This window comes from Mycobacterium sp. GA-0227b (assembly GCF_001499855.1).
Classification (GTDB): domain Bacteria; phylum Actinomycetota; class Actinomycetes; order Mycobacteriales; family Mycobacteriaceae; genus Mycobacterium.
Window position 1 is genome coordinate 28274 of the sequence record NZ_LQIK01000002.1, and the last position, 15951, is coordinate 44224.

14 protein-coding genes are annotated in these 15951 nt (G+C 67.7%); 2 read left to right on the forward strand and 12 right to left on the reverse strand.

Annotated features, from left to right (window positions below; genetic code table 11):
• Positions 1 to 5: 5 nt before the first annotated feature.
• The 7 genes from AU185_RS02800 to tkt all read right to left on the reverse strand — a co-directional run bounded on the left by AU185_RS02800 (position 6) and on the right by tkt (position 8512).
• Positions 6 to 377, reverse strand: coding sequence for a hypothetical protein (locus AU185_RS02800; protein WP_059100172.1), 372 nt, complete (start codon positions 375 to 377; stop codon positions 6 to 8).
• Between the two features lie 213 nt (positions 378 to 590).
• Positions 591 to 2036 (reverse strand): HNH endonuclease signature motif containing protein, encoded by a 1446-nt coding sequence (locus AU185_RS02805; RefSeq protein ID WP_059099986.1) that lies wholly within the window; start codon positions 2034 to 2036, stop codon positions 591 to 593.
• A 51-nt stretch (positions 2037 to 2087) separates the two neighbouring features.
• The gene (gene pgl, locus AU185_RS02810) at positions 2088 to 2825 is read right to left on the reverse strand and encodes a 6-phosphogluconolactonase (protein WP_059099987.1); all 738 of its coding nucleotides are present in this window, start codon (positions 2823 to 2825) and stop codon (positions 2088 to 2090) included.
• Positions 2822 to 3733 (reverse strand): glucose-6-phosphate dehydrogenase assembly protein OpcA, encoded by a 912-nt coding sequence (gene opcA / locus AU185_RS02815; protein WP_059099988.1) that lies wholly within the window; start codon positions 3731 to 3733, stop codon positions 2822 to 2824. Before opcA ends, pgl begins: the two co-directional genes overlap by 4 nt.
• Positions 3734 to 3758: 25 nt before the next feature.
• Positions 3759 to 5285: a glucose-6-phosphate dehydrogenase gene (zwf, locus tag AU185_RS02820; protein ID WP_059099989.1), complete on the reverse strand. Its 1527-nt coding sequence runs from the start codon at positions 5283 to 5285 to the stop codon at positions 3759 to 3761.
• The gene (tal, locus tag AU185_RS02825; RefSeq protein WP_059099990.1) at positions 5282 to 6400 is read right to left on the reverse strand and encodes a transaldolase; all 1119 of its coding nucleotides are present in this window, start codon (positions 6398 to 6400) and stop codon (positions 5282 to 5284) included. Before tal ends, zwf begins: the two co-directional genes overlap by 4 nt.
• 18 nt (positions 6401 to 6418) lie before the next feature.
• The gene (gene tkt / locus AU185_RS02830) at positions 6419 to 8512 is read right to left on the reverse strand and encodes a transketolase (protein WP_059099991.1); all 2094 of its coding nucleotides are present in this window, start codon (positions 8510 to 8512) and stop codon (positions 6419 to 6421) included.
• Positions 8513 to 8721: 209 nt separating this feature from the next.
• On the opposite strand from tkt, the gene AU185_RS02835 reads away from it, so the two are divergent.
• On the forward strand, positions 8722 to 9633 hold the full coding sequence (locus tag AU185_RS02835; RefSeq protein WP_172800228.1) for a heme o synthase: 912 nt from the start codon (positions 8722 to 8724) through the stop codon (positions 9631 to 9633).
• Between the two features lie 3 nt (positions 9634 to 9636).
• On the opposite strand, the gene AU185_RS02840 is transcribed toward AU185_RS02835, so the two are convergent.
• A complete protein-coding gene (locus AU185_RS02840; protein ID WP_059099993.1) occupies positions 9637 to 10608 on the reverse strand; it encodes a quinone oxidoreductase family protein in 972 nt (323 codons plus the stop codon).
• Between the two features lie 29 nt (positions 10609 to 10637).
• Here AU185_RS02840 and AU185_RS02845 point away from each other — a divergent pair, with 29 nt between their 5' ends.
• Positions 10638 to 11579, forward strand: coding sequence for an ATP-grasp domain-containing protein (locus AU185_RS02845; protein ID WP_059099994.1), 942 nt, complete (start codon positions 10638 to 10640; stop codon positions 11577 to 11579).
• On the opposite strand, the gene AU185_RS02850 is transcribed toward AU185_RS02845, so the two are convergent.
• The 4 genes from AU185_RS02850 to mptB all read right to left on the reverse strand — a co-directional run bounded on the left by AU185_RS02850 (position 11529) and on the right by mptB (position 15943).
• Positions 11529 to 12458, reverse strand: a complete 930-nt coding sequence (locus tag AU185_RS02850) for a COX15/CtaA family protein (protein WP_172800227.1) — start codon at positions 12456 to 12458, stop codon at positions 11529 to 11531. The two genes, AU185_RS02845 and AU185_RS02850, sit on opposite strands and share 51 nt — an antisense overlap.
• An 82-nt stretch (positions 12459 to 12540) precedes the next feature.
• Positions 12541 to 13311 carry an ABC transporter permease gene (locus tag AU185_RS02855; RefSeq protein ID WP_059099995.1) on the reverse strand — a complete coding sequence of 257 codons (771 nt, stop codon included), beginning with the start codon at positions 13309 to 13311 and terminating at the stop codon, positions 12541 to 12543.
• The gene (locus AU185_RS02860; RefSeq protein ID WP_059099996.1) at positions 13308 to 14216 is read right to left on the reverse strand and encodes an ABC transporter ATP-binding protein; all 909 of its coding nucleotides are present in this window, start codon (positions 14214 to 14216) and stop codon (positions 13308 to 13310) included. The genes AU185_RS02855 and AU185_RS02860 overlap by 4 nt, the downstream gene beginning before the upstream one ends.
• A gap of 32 nt (positions 14217 to 14248) precedes the next feature.
• Positions 14249 to 15943: a polyprenol phosphomannose-dependent alpha 1,6 mannosyltransferase MptB gene (gene mptB, locus AU185_RS02865; RefSeq protein WP_059099997.1), complete on the reverse strand. Its 1695-nt coding sequence runs from the start codon at positions 15941 to 15943 to the stop codon at positions 14249 to 14251.
• Positions 15944 to 15951 lie beyond the last annotated feature (8 nt).

Genomic DNA, 15951 nt, shown 5'->3' on the forward strand with positions numbered 1-15951 from the left:
CGCCGTCACAATCCGGCGGTCTTGCGCACTTTGTTCACAGCTCCTCGCACCGCCTGCTCGGTGGCGGCCAGCGGCGAGATCACCGATTCACCGAGGCCGACGATCCGCTCCACCCGGTCGACGATGCCCTCCATGCGGTCCACCACCGCGTTGAGCCGCGGGGCGAGCTGGTTGATCTGGTTGATCGTCTCGTTGAACCGCTCGAGCGTGGCATCGAGGTTGGCGGTGGAACTGTTCAGGTCCTCGAGGGTTTCGCTGAGCCCCACGAGGATGGTGTCGACCTGTTCGACTGTGACGTCGGCGTTGAGTGCCGCCTGCGCGAGCTTCCTGATCCGTTCCGGCCCCGTGCGCACCGGCCTACCACCTTTGTCTGCCATGTCGCTCATTATCACCGCAGCCGTGGAACCGCTGAGCAGAACCCGTCGTCTGAATAGGTGTGAGCCAACGAGAAACCTCGGCCCGGCAATGCACGGCAGATCTGCGCAACCTCACGCTGCTGTCGAAACCGATGACCGGAAGCGTTGACTACGACGCTGGATTCCGTGACGGTTGCCGCGACATTCGGACGGACCCTCACGAGTGACGGCACGTCAGAACGGCGGTGGTTCGTCGTCCCGGGAGAGCCTCTCGGCGAGCAGGAGTTGGATGCGACGGATGCGCGCGGCGTTGTGTTGTCGCTCCAGAGCGATGCGGTAGGCCTTGTCCTCGGCGCGGGTGCGTCGACGCATCGGCATCATCGCCCCGCGATGACTGTCGACCGGTCCACGCGTCGGCGGGGCCGGCACGACCTCGCCGGTGGGTTGTCCGAGCTGTTCGAAGAACTCCGCACCACCTGGAGTGGTGGTGTAGGTCTGCCCATTGGGCGCCGTCCACACGACCGTGCCGTCTGCGGCTTGACGGTCGGACCACCCGTCGGCTCCGCACCAAAACGTCTTCAGCAGATGGTGAAACACGCACAGCAGTTTGAGATTCGACGGATGTGTCGGCCCGCCGGGGTAGGGGACCGTGTGGTCGATCTGACACGCCGCGGCCGGCTCGTCGCAGCCTGGGAATCGGCATGTCAGGTCACGGCAACGCACGAACCGCGCCAGCGCGGCCGAGGGCCGGTAACCCTGCTCGGCGCACGGCTCCGGTAGCCGTACCGGTTGCAACCGGGCGGCGGCGGCCAGATCGCGCAACATCGTCGAGGGCACGGCACCGAACCCCGGAAGGTATCCCGGTGACTCGGATCGACCGTCGATTGTCGCCTGATCGGCGATCACATTGATGACGAGCTGGCTCAGGGGCGGTTGTTCACGCTGCCTGCAGGCGCTGGCGCAATCCTCTGCGCCACAGCCACACTCGAGCGCGCTCTGCCCGGCCGCCAACGCCATCAGCGCATCGGCCCGGCGTTGCCGTTTGGTGCGCGGGTCGTCATCGCAGACCGTGGCGGCCATTTCGTCGAGGCGGGTGTCGAAGGCGACACCATCGACGAAGGCGAGTTTGGCCCAGACCCCGACCATGCCCGGGCTGATCGGTCCGACGTCGACGTAGCGGTCGTCAGTGGGCGGCTGGGGTTCGCGAACCCCAGCCGGATCGAACTTCTCCACCCACATGTCGATGCGCTCGGTCAGTTTGGGTCCCGACAATTTCATCCACTTCGGTGCCCATTGCGCAAAAGCCTCATCGAGTCGGGCCAGTCGACCGGGGTCCTCGACGTTCTGACTACGGCTGACCAGCGCGGTCATCATCCGGAAATCGATGTCGCCGGCAGCGAACACCGCGGCCACACCGGGCAGGCGCTCCCGCAGGTCGATCGCGTAGTTGAGCCGCCCTGCCGCTCGACCGCGGCTGATGTTCAATGCCGCAGAGATCTCGGCGACCACGTTCGCGTGTCCGTCGATGGCCCAGTTGTCCCGCTCGTCCTCATCCGCCGGCGCCCGTCGGGCGTACAACTCCCCAATAGCCTGCATCTCCAGGCCACAGGCGGCGTTCTGTTCGCGTGAAGCCGTGGCGATAGCCTCGGCCACGGCCGCGTCACAGAGCGTGTCGAACATGTGTTCGATACTACCCGGATCCACTGACAGGCGGCGATCTTTTCGCAGGGGTCAGAGCTTGTTCGCCGCCGCCTCGTCGAGCAGCCAGACGGTCGCCTCGCGGCCGACGGCACCCGCGGCGGGTACGTCATCCGGATCGGCACCGCCGATCGCAGCGGCCACGGCATCGGCCTTCCCTTCGCCGGAGACGACCAGCCACACCTCTCGTGACCGTCGAACCGCAGGCAAGGTCAACGTGATTCGGCGCGGCGGCGGCTTGGGCGAGTCGACGACGCCGACGACGAGTCGATCGCGTTCACGGACCGCCGGGGTATGGGGGAACAGCGAATTAACATGTCCCTCACCGCCCATGCCCAGTAGGTGCACGTCGAAGTCGGGCGTTGGCTCGCCGTCGTGGGCGTTGGCGGCGAGCACGCGCTCATAGTCGGCCGCGGCCGCATCGAGGTCGTCGCCGAACTGCGCTCCACTGGCGGCCATCGGGTGCACGTTGTCGACCGGGATGTCCACCCGGTCCAGCAGTGCCTCGCGCGTCTGCTTGTAGTTGCGCTCGTCGTCGTCCTCGGGCACGAACCGGTCGTCGCCCCAGTAGAGATGGACCTTGCTCCAGTCGATCCCGTCACTGTGCTCGGCAACGCGCTTCAGCATGTTGATGCCGGTGCCGCCACCGGTCAACACGATATGCGCCGCGCCGCGCTTGTCGATCGCGTCGACGATCGCGGCGACAAGCCGGTCGCCGGCCGCCGCCACCAGCGCTGCCGAGTCTGGATACCGTTCGATGATCGGACTCACGCGTACTGCACCTTCTCGATGCCCTGCAGAGCCTCGTGATAAATCTCGTCGGCGTCGAGCCTGCGCAAGTCCTCGGCCAGGCATTCCTTGGTCTCGCGGCGCGCCAACGGAATTCGCGCTTCGGGTCGGCTGGTGCGGCTCAGCGTCGCGGTGACACCCGTCTGGGGCCGTCGCAGCGTGATCGTCTCGCCGCCGCGCACCAGCTCCACTTTCAGCTCGCCGACCTCTCGCTGCACCGGAGCGTCGATTCTGGCGGCCAGCCAGCCCGCCAGGACATCGAGCGACGGTTCTTCTCGCAGGCCTGATACCAACGCAGACGTGATCGGCTCATGCGGTTCCTGATCGACCGCAGCCGCCAGCAGCGCACGCCAGTACGTGATGCGCGCCCAAGCAAGGTCGGTGTCGCCCGCGGTGTAGCCCTCCAGGCGGCCCTTGATCGCGGCCATCGGATCTCCGCACTGCGTCGCGTTGGTGATCCTTCGAATCGCCAACCGCCCCAACGGGTCCCTCGCGGGAACATCCGGGCCCCCCGCCGGCCACCAGGCCACCACCGGGGTGTCGGGAAGCAGGAACGGCAACACCACACTGGACGCGTGGTCGGCGAGCTCGCCGTGCAAGCGCAGCGCGACGACTTCGCCAGCGCCGGCGTCTCCGCCGACGCGCAGCTGTGCATCGAGCCGGGAATCGGCGGCACCGCGGTCACCGGGCACGACGACGATCACCCGGCAGGGATGCTCACGGCTGGCGAAGTTGGCCGCCTCGATCGAATCTTCCAGCAGATCATCGGAATCCAGCGAGATCACGAGGGTGAGGACGCGGCTCAACGTGATCGCCCCGCCCTCTTCGCGCAGACCGGTGATCTTCTTGTTGATGTCGTTGGTCGTGGTATCCGGCAGATCGACAATCACCGCCGCCTCCTTGCGCCTTCGCGGATCACGGCCGCCTCCACTCCCGGCCGACCCGATGCAACATCTCGTCGGCGGACGCCGGCCCCCAGGTGCCCGCCTCGTACGCCTCGGGCTTGCCGTGTGACGCCCAGTAATCCAGAACGGGATCGAGGATCTCCCAGGACAATTCGACCTCCCTGTTCACCGGGAACAGCGACGGTTCGCCGAACAGCACGTCGAGGATGAGTCTCTCGTAGGCCTCGGGGGAGTCCTCGGCGAACGCCGAACCGTAGGAGAAGTCCATGTTGACGTCTCGGACCTCCATGGCACTGCCCGGCACCTTCGAGCCGAATCGGGTGGTGATGCCCTCGTCAGGCTGCACCCGGATCACCAACGCGTTCTGGCCCAGCTCCTCGGTCATGGTCTTGTCGAACGGCAGATGCGGCGCCCGCTTGAAGATCAACGCGATCTCGGTCACCCTGCGGCCCAACCGCTTTCCGGTGCGCAGGAAGAACGGCACGCCGGCCCACCGCCGGGTGTCGACCTCCAGCGTGATGGCCGCGTAGGTCTCGGTCGTCGAATCTTTGGAGAAGCCCTCCTCCTGAAGCAGGCCGACCACCTTCTCGCTGCCCTGCCAACCCGCCGCGTACTGTCCGCGCGCCGTGGTCTGGTCGAGCGGCTGAACGGGTTGCGTGGCCGAAAGCACCTTGATCTTTTCGGCCTGCAGTTCGTGCGGTCCGAAGTTGACCGGCTCCTCCATCGCGGTCAGCGCCAGCAGCTGCAGCAGATGGTTCTGGATGACGTCACGCGCCGCCCCGACACCGTCGTAATAGCCTGCGCGACCGCCGAGCCCGATGTCCTCGGCCATCGTGATCTGCACGCTGTCGACGTAGTTGTTGTTCCAGATGGGTTCGTAGAACTCGTTGGCAAAGCGCAGCGCGAGGATGTTCTGGACGGTCTCCTTGCCGAGGTAGTGGTCGATGCGGAACACCGACTCCTCCGGGAACACGCTGTTGACCACCGCATTGAGTTCGCGCGCGCTCTGCAGATCGTGGCCGAACGGCTTCTCGATCACCACCCGGCTCCAGCGGCCCTCCTGCGGCCGGGCCAACCCGGACTTCTGCAGTTGCTCGCACACCTGCTGGAACGCCTTGGGTGGAATGGAAAGGTAGAAAGCGTGATTACCGCCCGTCCCGCGCTCGGCATCGAGTTTCTCGAGCGTCTCGGCGAGTCGGGCGAACGCCGCGTCGTCGTCGAATGTGCCCTGGACGAACCGGAAACCCTCGGCGAGCCGGTCCCACACCTCCTGGCGGAACGGCGTGCGCGCGTGCTTCTTGACCGCCTCGTAGACGACCTGTCCGAAATCCTCGTCCGCCCAGTCCCGTCGGGCGAATCCGACGAGCGAGAACGACGCAGGCAGCAGGCCGCGGTTCGCGAGGTCGTAGATCGCGGGCATCAACTTCTTCCGCGAGAGATCGCCGGTGACACCGAAGATCACGATTCCGCACGGCCCCGCGATCCGCGGCATCCGCTTGTCGCGCTTGTCGCGCAGCGGATTGACCCAATCCGTCATTTCTTGCTGGCGTCGAGCTGTTCCTGCGTCGCCTCGAGCAACTCGAGCCACGACTTCTCGAATTTCTCCACACCCTCGTCCTCGAGCAGCCGGAACACGTCGGGCAGATCGATTCCGACCGATGAGAGCTCGTCGAACAGTGCCTGCGATTCGTCGGCCGTACCGGTCACCGTGTCGCCGGTGATCACGCCGTGGTCGGCGACCGCGTCAATGGTCTTCTCCGGCATGGTGTTCACCGTGTTCGGGGCGACCAACTCGGTGACATACAACGTGTCGGAGTAGTCCGGGTTCTTCACGCCGGTCGACGCCCACAGCGGACGCTGGACACGGGCGCCGTCGGCCTTCAACGCCTCGTAGCGCGAGCCGCCGACGAACACTTCTTCGTAGGCCGCATAGGCGAGCCGAGCGTTGGCCACCCCGGCCTTGCCACGCAGTCTCAGTGCTTCCTCAGAGCCGATCTTCTCCAGCCGCTTGTCGATCTCGGTGTCCACCCGGGACACGAAGAACGAAGCGACGGAATGAATCTTGGACAGGTCGTGGCCGGCCTCCTTGGCCTTCTCCAAACCCGCGAGATAGGCATCCATCACGAGCCGATGGCGCTCGACGGAGAAGATGAGCGTCACGTTGACCGAGATTCCTTCGGCGATCACGGCGGTGATCGCGGGCAGGCCGGCCATCGTGGCGGGGATCTTGATCAGCAGGTTGGGCCGGTCGACGGTCTTCCACAGATCGATCGCCTGGAGGATGGTCTTGTCGGTGTCGTGCGCGACGCGGGGGTCCACTTCGATCGACACCCGGCCGTCGACGCCGTCGGACAGTTCGTTCTGCTTGGCCAGCACGTCGCAGGCATTGCGCACGTCGTCGGTGGTGACGGTGCGGATCGTCGCGTCCACGTCGGCGCCGCGCGCGGCCAGTTCATTGACTTGATCGTCGTAGGCGTGCCCCTTCGACAGGGCGGCCTGGAAGATCGACGGGTTCGTCGTCACCCCGACGACGCTTCTGGTGTCGATGAGCTCCTGCAGGTTGCCCGTCTGTAGTCGGTCGCGCGACAGGTCATCGAGCCACACCGACACGCCGGCGTTGGACAAGGCTGCGAGATTCGGATTCTGAGCCATTGCTGTGCCTTTCGATCACTAGTTGTCTATGGAGCGCTCCGCGGCTGCCACCACGGCCTCGGGGGTGAACCCGAACTCGCGGAACAACGTCTTGTCGTCGGCGGACTCGCCGTAGTGCTCGATGGAGACGATTTCTCCTGTGTCACCGACGAGCTTGTACCAACTCTGTGCGACGGCCGCCTCGACGGCGACACGCGCCGAAACGGTTGGTGGCAGCACCGAATCGCGGTACTCCTGCGGCTGCGATTCGAACCACTCCACGCATGGCATCGACACCACGTAGGCGGAGATGTCCTTCTCCGCCAACAGCTTGCGGGCTTCCACCGCCAGCTGCAGTTCCGAACCGGTCGCGATGATGATCACGTCGGCGTCGTCGGCCGGTTTTCCGCCGCCGAGCACGTACCCGCCGCGGGCCACACCGTCGGCGTCCGTACCCTCCAGCACGGGGATGCCCTGCCGCGTGAGGATGAAACCGACGGGACCGCTTCCGTTGCCGCGGGCGAGGATGCTGCGCCACGCGTAGGCGGTTTCATTGGGGTCACCGGGGCGGACCACCGACAGGTTCGGGATCGCCCGCAGCGCCGCGAGGTGTTCGATCGGCTGGTGGGTCGGTCCGTCCTCGCCGAGGCCGATCGAATCATGCGTCCAGATGTATATGGTGTCGATGTCCATCAGCGAGGCCAGCCGCACCGCCGGGCGCATGTAGTCGGAGAACTGCAGGAAGGTGCCGCCGAACGCACGCGTCGGACCATGCAGCACGATGCCGGACAGGATCGCGCCCATTGCATGCTCGCGGACACCGAAATGCAGCACCCGGCCGTACCAGTCCGCCGTGAAGTCGTCAGTCGAAATCGACGGGGGACCAAAGGATTTCACGCTCTTGATCGTCGTGTTGTTGCTGCCGGCGAGGTCCGCCGAACCGCCCCACAGCTCGGGCAGCTTCGGTGCGACGTCGTTGAGCACCTGACCGAATGCGGCGCGGGTGGCCAACGGCTTGGAGCCGGGCTCCCAGTGGGTCAGGTCGGAGTCCCAACCGTCGGGCAATTCCTGGGCCAGCAGCCGGTCCAGCAGCGCCTTACGGTCGGGTTCGCGCTCCGCCCAGGCATCGAAACCGGTCTGCCACTTGGCATGTGCTTCCTTCCCGCGTTCCACCAACTTGCGGGTGTGCTCGATGACCTCGGGCCGCACCTCGAACGTCTTGTCCGGGTCGAAGCCGAGGATCTTCTTGGTCGCGGCGACCTCGTCTTCGCCGAGCGCCGACCCGTGCGCACTGCCGGTGTTCATCTTGTTGGGCGCCGGATAGCCGATGATCGTCCGCACCGCGATGAACGACGGCTTGTCGGTGACTTTGCGTGCGGCCTCGATGGCTTCTTCTATGCCGACTACGTTTTCGCCGCCCTCGACCTCCTGCACGTGCCAGCCGTAGGCGCGGTAGCGAGCTGCGACGTCTTCGGACAGCGCGATGTTGGTGTCGTGTTCGATCGAGATCTGGTTCTGGTCGTAGAAGACGATCAGGTTGGCCAACTGCTGGGTGCCCGCCAGCGAGGACGCCTCACTGGTGATGCCCTCTTCGATGTCGCCGTCGGAGGCGATCACGTAGATGTAGTGGTCGAACGGGCTCTCCCCCCACGGGGTGTCGGGGTCGAACAGGCCGCGCTCGTAGCGCGATGCCATCGCCATCCCGACCGCCGAGGCCAGCCCCTGACCCAGCGGGCCGGTGGTGATCTCCACGCCCTTGGTGTGGCGGAACTCCGGATGTCCCGGCGTCTTCGACTTCCAGGTCCGCAGCGACTCGATGTCGGAGAGCTCGAGGCCAAAGCCCCCGAGGTACAGCTGGATGTAGAGCGTCAGGCTGGAGTGCCCGGCGGACAGCACGAAGCGGTCCCGGCCCAGCCAGTGCACGTCGCTGGGGTCGTGGCGCATCTGGCGCTGGAAGAGCGTGTAGGCCAGGGGCGCCAGGCTCATCGCGGTGCCGGGATGGCCGTTGCCCACCTTCTGTACCGCATCCGCCGCCAGCACCCGGATGGTGTCGACCGCCAGCGTGTCGACCTCTGTCCAGTCGTCTGGGTGGTTCGGACGGGTCAGCGCGGAAATTTCTTCGAGCGTGGTCACAGGCGCACTCCTGGTCGGCGTTGAGCTTTTCAGCTGCTCGCTTAAACACCCTAGTGCCGGATGGTCATCCGATGCAGGCTGCTGGGGGACGATTAGGCCGCCGTTGCGGCGCGGTCTACCATCGTCTGTAGTAGAAGCCCCCGCATTTCGACAGGAGTAGCTGCGTGAGCGTTCGCGAAGGCCACCTCGTCGACGGGGCGCCGGATCGAATGTCGCCGCCGGAGCGGCTCCGGACGCGAATCCGCCAGAAAATCCTGGGCTACGTCTCGCTGACGAAGCCGCGGGTCATCGAACTGCTCCTGGTCACCACGATCCCCGCGATGCTGCTGGCCCACCGCGGCGACGTCGACCCGCTGCTGATCCTGAACACGCTGGTCGGTGGGCTGCTGGCGGCGGCAGGCGCCAACGCGCTGAACTGCGTGGCCGACGCCGACATCGACAAGGTCATGAAGCGCACCGAGCGCAGACCGCTGGCCCGCGCCACGGTTCCGCGCAGCCACGCGCTGGTGTTCGGGCTCGCGCTGTCCGTCGCATCCTTCTTCTGGCTGTGGTGGACGACGAACATGCTGTCGGCCCACCTAGCGGGCGCGACGATCGCGTTCTACGTTCTCGTCTACACGCTGCTGCTCAAGCGCCGCACCTCGCAGAACGTGGTGTGGGGCGGCGCCGCGGGCTGCATGCCGGTGATGATCGGGTGGTCGGCGGTCACCGGGACGATCGCCTGGCCGGCCTTGGTGATGTTCGCGATCATCTTCTTCTGGACGCCCCCGCACACCTGGGCGCTGGCCATGCGCTACAAGGAGGACTACCGCGCGGCCGGTGTTCCGATGCTGCCCGCGGTGGCGACTGAGCGCCAGGTCACCAAGCAGATCGTGATCTACACCTGGCTGACGGTGGCCGCCACGCTGGCGCTGACGCCCGCGACCGGCTGGTTGTACGCGGCCGTCGCGCTGCTGGCCGGGACATGGTTCCTGGTGATGGCGCACCAGCTCTACAACGGCGTGCGTCGCGGCGAACCCGTCAAACCGTTGCGGCTGTTCCTTCAGTCCAACAACTACCTCGCCGTCGTCTTCTGCGCACTGGCGATCGACTCCGCGCTGGCGCTGCCGACTCTGTTCTGACCGCTAGGGCACCAACACCACCGATCCGACGGTCCGGCGGCCCTGCAGGTCGCGGTGCGCCTGCTCGGCGTCGGGGAGCCGGTAGCGCTCGCTGACCGTGATGGTCAAGGTGCCCGATGCGATCGCGTCGAGGAGTTCGCCTGCCCGCCAAGCGAACTCGTCTGCGGTGCGGGTGTAGTGCACGAGCGTGGGCCGGGTCAAGAACAGCGAACCCGCCGCGTTGAGGAGTTGCGGATCGAATGGCGGGACCGGCCCGCTGGAGGCACCGAACAGCGCCAGCGTGCCCCGCACCGCCAGGCTGGCGAGGCTGGCTTCGAACGTGGCCGCCCCGACGCCGTCGTACACCGCGGCGACGCCGCCGTCGGTCATCTCCTTGATCGTGGCGCCGAACTCCGCCGGGTCGTCCGGATAGTCGAGCACTTCCACCGCGCCGGCCTGGCGCGACAACTCGGCCTTCTCCGGCGTCGAGACCGTGGTGATGACCCGCACCGCCATGCTGGTCGCCCACTGGGTGAGGATGAGGCCCACGCCGCCCGCTCCCGCGTGCACGAGCACCGAGTCGCCCTGCTGCACCGGGTACAGCGACTTGATCAGGTAGTGCGCGGTCATTCCCTTGAGCAGTGCGGCGGCGGCCGCCTCGGGACTCACGCCGTCGGGTACGTAAGCGACGAAATCTGCTGGGGCGACACTGTATTCGGCATAGGCGCCGTTGGCCTGCGCGGTGACGACGCGGTCGCCGACCTTCAGCGCGGCGACGCCGTCGCCGACCGCTTCGACGGTGCCGCACACCTCGTTGCCGACGATGAACGGCGTCTCCCGCGGATACTGTCCGGACCGGAAGTAGGTGTCGAGGAAGTTGACTCCGATCGCCTCGGCCTTGATCAGCACCTCGCCGGGGCCCGGCGTCGGCTGCGGCTTCTCGACGTAGGTGAGGACTTCGGGTCCGCCGGTCTCGGCGACTTCGATGGCGTGCATGCTCACATCCTCCCAATATCCTTGCAGTTGTGAAGCTCGCGCGGCCCGACCTTTTCCACCCGCGCATCGTGCTGGCCGGCTGCCCTGCACTGCCGGAGGGAGACGGGGACGACGCCGGCCTGCTCGCCGCGCTGGGTAAGCATGGCTTGCACGCCCGCTGGCTGTCCTGGGACGACCCGGCGACGCTGGAGGCGGACCTGGTGATCCTGCGGGCGACGTGGGATTACATCGATCGGCTCGACGAGTTCCTCGGCTGGGCGGGGCGGGTCCGCAACCTGCTCAACCCCGCGAGAGTGGTGCCGTGGAACACCGACAAGCGCTATCTCCTCGACCTTGCCGACGCGGGGGTGCCGATCGTGCCGAGCCGGTTCTTCGGTCCGGGCGCCACGGTGCGGCTGCCGAACAGCGCCGAGGTCGTGGTCAAACCCGCTGTCGGTGTGGGATCGGTGGATACGGTGCGTTTTTCGGATCGCGATGACGCTCGACGGCACGCCGCCCGTCTGCTGGCCACCGGCCGGACCGTGCTGATCCAGCCCTACGACGCACGCATCGAGGACGGGGAGACCGCGCTGGTGTTTCTCGGCGGTTCGCAATCGCATGCGTTCACCAAGGGCCCGATACTGCGGCGCGCCGGCCAGGTGCCGCCGTTCGACGAGTCGGGCACCTACGCGCGCGAGACGCTCACCCCGGCCGAGCCCGACTTCGAGGTGTGGGACGTCGGTCATGCGGCGCTGGCGGCGGCGGCCGCCCACCTGGACCTGGCGCCCGAGGAGTTGCTCTACGCGCGGGTGGACGTCGTCGGCGGACGCTTCGAGCCGCGGGTGCTGGAGGTCGAACTGGTCGAACCGTCGCTGGGCTGGATGCAACTCGACCCACCGACCCGCGAGCGGCAACAGCGGGCGTTCGTCCTGGGCGTCGAGTCAGCGCTCGAGAGGTTCGGGCTCGGCCCGCTCTCGCATCGACGCCCATAGCGCCGCGGTGGCTGCCGTGCAGGCCGCGGCGCCGGCCACATGGACGGCCACCAGCGCCGCGGGCACGCCGGTGTAGAACTGCACGACCCCGACCAGTCCCTGCGCCACCACCAAGGCGAGCAGCACACCCAGGCGCACCATCACCGGCCGGGCTGCGCGGACCGCCAGCAGGCCGAAGCCCAGGCCGATCACCAGCGACAAGTAGGCCACCAGCAGCGACGAATGCACGTGCACCAGCGTGGGGATGGGGACCTCGAGGCGTGGGATCGTGCGGTCGAGGCTCTTGTCTCCCGCGTGCGGTCCGGCCCCGGTCACCAACGTACCGGTCACCAGGACAGCTGCCAGCGCGACGCCACCGAGGAAAGCCAACTGGCGCAACGGCTTTGGTGCGCGCCGGGTGAGCACGCCATCGTCGGGCTCGCCGATCTTGACGAACAGCAGCACCGCCAACCAGACCATCGTCATCGACGCCAGCAGGTGGATGGCCACCGTCCACCACAGCAGGCCCGTGAGCACGGTGATCCCTCCGATCACCGCCTGCACGACCGTCGAAGCCGGCATCAGCCAGGCATAGATCAGCACCTCGCGGCGTCGGCGTGCGCGTGTCACCGCCAGGACCGCGGCCGCGGCGGTGAGCACCACCAGGAACGTGACCATGCGGTTGCCGAACTCGACGGCTTGGTGGATGACGGCCACCTCGGGGTGCGGCATCGGGGTGAAGCTGCCCGGGAAGCACTGCGGCCAGGTCGGACACCCCAGGCCGGACGCGGTGACGCGGACGATCGCGCCGGTCACGGCGATGCCGCCCTGGGTCAGGATGACGAGGAACGCGATGACGCGCTGGGCCCGCAGGCTGGGCAGCGGCAGCAGATCGACCAGCCGCAGGAAGGCGCGTCGCACGGGTTCGATGGTAGAGCAGCGCAACTACAGGCCGTAGTAGCGGGTGCTGCGCGCGGCGGCCTCAGGTGAAGCGGAACCAGCGCAGCGCACACAGTGCGGCGACGACACCCCACACCGCGAGCACCAGCAGGCCGAACCAGTCGACCGACAGCGTCATCGCCCGCGACAGCGCCTCGGTGAGCGCTCCCGACGGAGTCAACCGGGCTACCCACTGCGCCGCGGAGGGCACCATGCCGCCCTCCAAGGTCAGCGCGCCGAGTCCGGCGAAGACGAACCACAGTAGGTTCGCCAGCGCCAGCACGATCTCGGCGCGAAGCGTGCCCCCCAGCAGCAGGCCCAGTGCGGCGAACCCCGCGGTGCCCAGCGCGATGATCGCGGCGCCGAGTGCCAACCCGGCCATGTGCGGTCGCCAGCCCAGCGCAAAACCGATCGTGCCCAACACAATCGACTGCAGAAACACCACCGCGACGACGGCCAGCGACTTGCCCGCGATGATGCCCCAGACCGGAAGCGCCGTGGCGCCCAACCGCTTCAGCGCTCCGTAGCGGCGGTCGAACGCCACGGCGATCGCCTGGCCGGTGAACGCGGTGGAGATCACCGCCAGCGCCATGATCGCCGGCACGAAGGTCGCAGCCCGGTTCGGTCCGAACGAACCGAGCGGCAACACCGTCAACCCGATCAACAGCGTGATCGGAATGAACATCGTCAACAACAGCTGTTCGCCGTTGCGCAGCAACAACCGCAGTTCGAGGCCGAACTGCGCGGCGAGCATCTTCGCCACGGTGGCCGGCCCGGGGTCGGGCGAGAAGGTGCCCGGCGCAAAACGATTCACGGGCGCAGCTCCCGTCCGGTCAAGTCGAGGAAGACGTCCTCGAGGCTCCGCTGTTCGACGCGCATATCGGTGGCCAGCACGTCGAGCCGCGCGCACCACGCCGTCACCGTGGCCAGCACCTGCGGGTTGATCGCGCCCTCCACCAGGTACTCGCCCGGCGCCGTCTCGCTCGCGCGGTAGCTCTCCGGCAGTGCCGAGACCAGCAGCGACAGATCGAGCATGCGCGGTGCGCGGAACCGCAACTGGTTCTCGGCGCCGCTGCGCATCAACTCCTCCGGTGTCCCGGTGGCCACCGCGACACCGTGGTCGATGATCATGATGCGGTCGGCGAGCTCCTCGGCCTCGGTCAGTTGATGGGTCGTCAGCACCACCGTGACGCCGTCGCGGCGCAGCCCGTCGATCAACTCCCACACCACGATTCGGGCATGGGCGTCCATGCCGGCGGTCGGTTCGTCGAGGAAGACCAGCTCGGGACGGCCGACCACGGCGCAAGCGAGCGCCAGCCGCTGCTGCTGACCGCCGGAGAGCCGCCGGTAGGTGGTTCGCGCCGCCTCGGTCAGCCCGAGGATGTCCATCAGCCACGCGGGGTCGAGCGGGTTGGCCGCGTAGGACGCGACGAGGTCGAGCATCTCACCGGCGCGGGCGGCCGGATATGCGCCGCCGCCCTGCAACATCACGCCGATGCGCTCGCGCACCCGGGCGTTGTCGCCGACCGGGTCCAGGCCGAGGATCTCGATGGTGCCGGCGTCGGGCTTGATGAAGCCTTCGCACATCTCCACGGTGGTGGTCTTGCCCGCCCCGTTCGGCCCGAGCAGGGCGAACACCTCGGCGGTCTGGACCTCCAGGTCGAGGTCTGAGACCGCGATCGTCGACCCGTAGCGCTTGCTGACCCCGCTCAGGCGCACGGGGGCGGGGGAGGTCCCCGGTCCTGGGTGGGTCACGGGGACTCAGCGTAGGCGTCGGGTCTCACCGGCTGTGGTTCCGGTGGCGACGGCTGCTCGGACGGCCGCGTCGTCACGCTCCGCCAGGGCAGCCGGTTGTAAGTGAGCAGGATCAACGCCGCCACGATCACGGTGCTGGCCGCCACGGCGAGCAGGATCTGAAACAGCGTGAACCGGTCGCCGTTTGCGGTGGGGCCGAAAATGCCGACCGCCAGCGTCACCACGATCGTCGTGCTGCGGAACGCCGGCCGCGTGGCCCACGCCGCGAGGGGCAGCACGGCCCACAACACATACCAGGGCTGGACCACCGGAAACAGCAGCACGGTCACGCCGAGCGCGACGCCGAGCCCGCCCACCGGGTGCAGGCGGCCCCGCAGCACCGCCAGCAGCAGCCAGGTCACCAGGATCGCGATGATGAACACGCCGATCGCACGGGTCAGGCCCAGCACCGCGGTGGTGTGGTCGCCGAGACCCAGCAGGATGCCGACCTGTCCGGTGCCCAGGGCGAGCAAGGTGGGCAGCGACATCCAACTGCGCACGACGTTCGCGGTGCCCAACGTGAAGAGCCAGCCGAATCCCAGGCCGCTGGCCCACCCGATGATCGCCATCACCGCGACCGACACGGCCGTCAGTGACCCCCCGGCCAGGAAAAACGCCTTGACCGTGCCGCCCCACCGGCAGGCCAGCGCCATCGCCACGAAGCCCAGCGCCAGCAACGACGGCAGCTTCACCTGCGACGACAGCGTGATCAGCACGACACCCAGCAACAGCATCGCCAGCGGCCACCACTGCGCCCACTGCGCGCGGCCTTGCGGCCACGTCAGCGGCCTGGGAACCAGGGGCATGGCGGCGCCGATGCTGCTGACCCCGCGCAGGGCGAACTCGGTGCCGGCGAGCATCAGCCCCAGCATCAACGCCTCGTTGTGGATGCCCGCCACCAGATGCATGATCAACAGCGGATTCGCGGCGCCGAGCCACAGCGCGCTCACCTCCGCAACACCGCAGCGACGGGCCAGGCGAGGCGTCGCCCAGACGATCAGGCCGACGCCGAACAGCACGACCAGCCGGTGACACAGCACCGCGGCCACGATGTTCTCGCCGGTCAACGCCGAGATGCCCTGGCCGATCCACAGGAACAGCGGACCGTACGGGGCCGGCGTCTCGCGCCACATGTTCGGAACGGACAGCGTGAACACGTGGTCCAGGCCGAGACCGGTCGCCGGACCCACCCGGTAGGGGTCCAGGCCGCTGATACCGATCTCACTCTGTGCCAGGTAGGAGTAGACGTCGCGGCTGTACATCGGCGGGGCGATCAGCAGCGGAAGCACCCACAGCCACAGCAGACGGTCCAGTTGACTGCGCGACATGCGCCGGTCTCCCAGCGCGAACCGGCCGAGCATGAGCCAGGCCAACGCCATCATCACCGCACCGGTGGTGGTCATGGTCAGCGACACCGTCTGGATGCGGGACGGCAGGTTGAGCAGTCGCACGCCGAACGTCGGATCCTGCACCACCGGTCTGGCCCCGACGCCGAGCGCGCCGATCGCCATCAGCACCGTGCCGGCCGCACCGAACAGCCGGGTCCGGCGCAGCGCGATGACCTCGGCGTCGTTGAGGGGTGAGCCCACCGGGGGTTCGTCGGCGTGCCAACGGGCGATCGACGAGCTGAACGACGGGAGGCGGGCTGCCACCTCAGCAG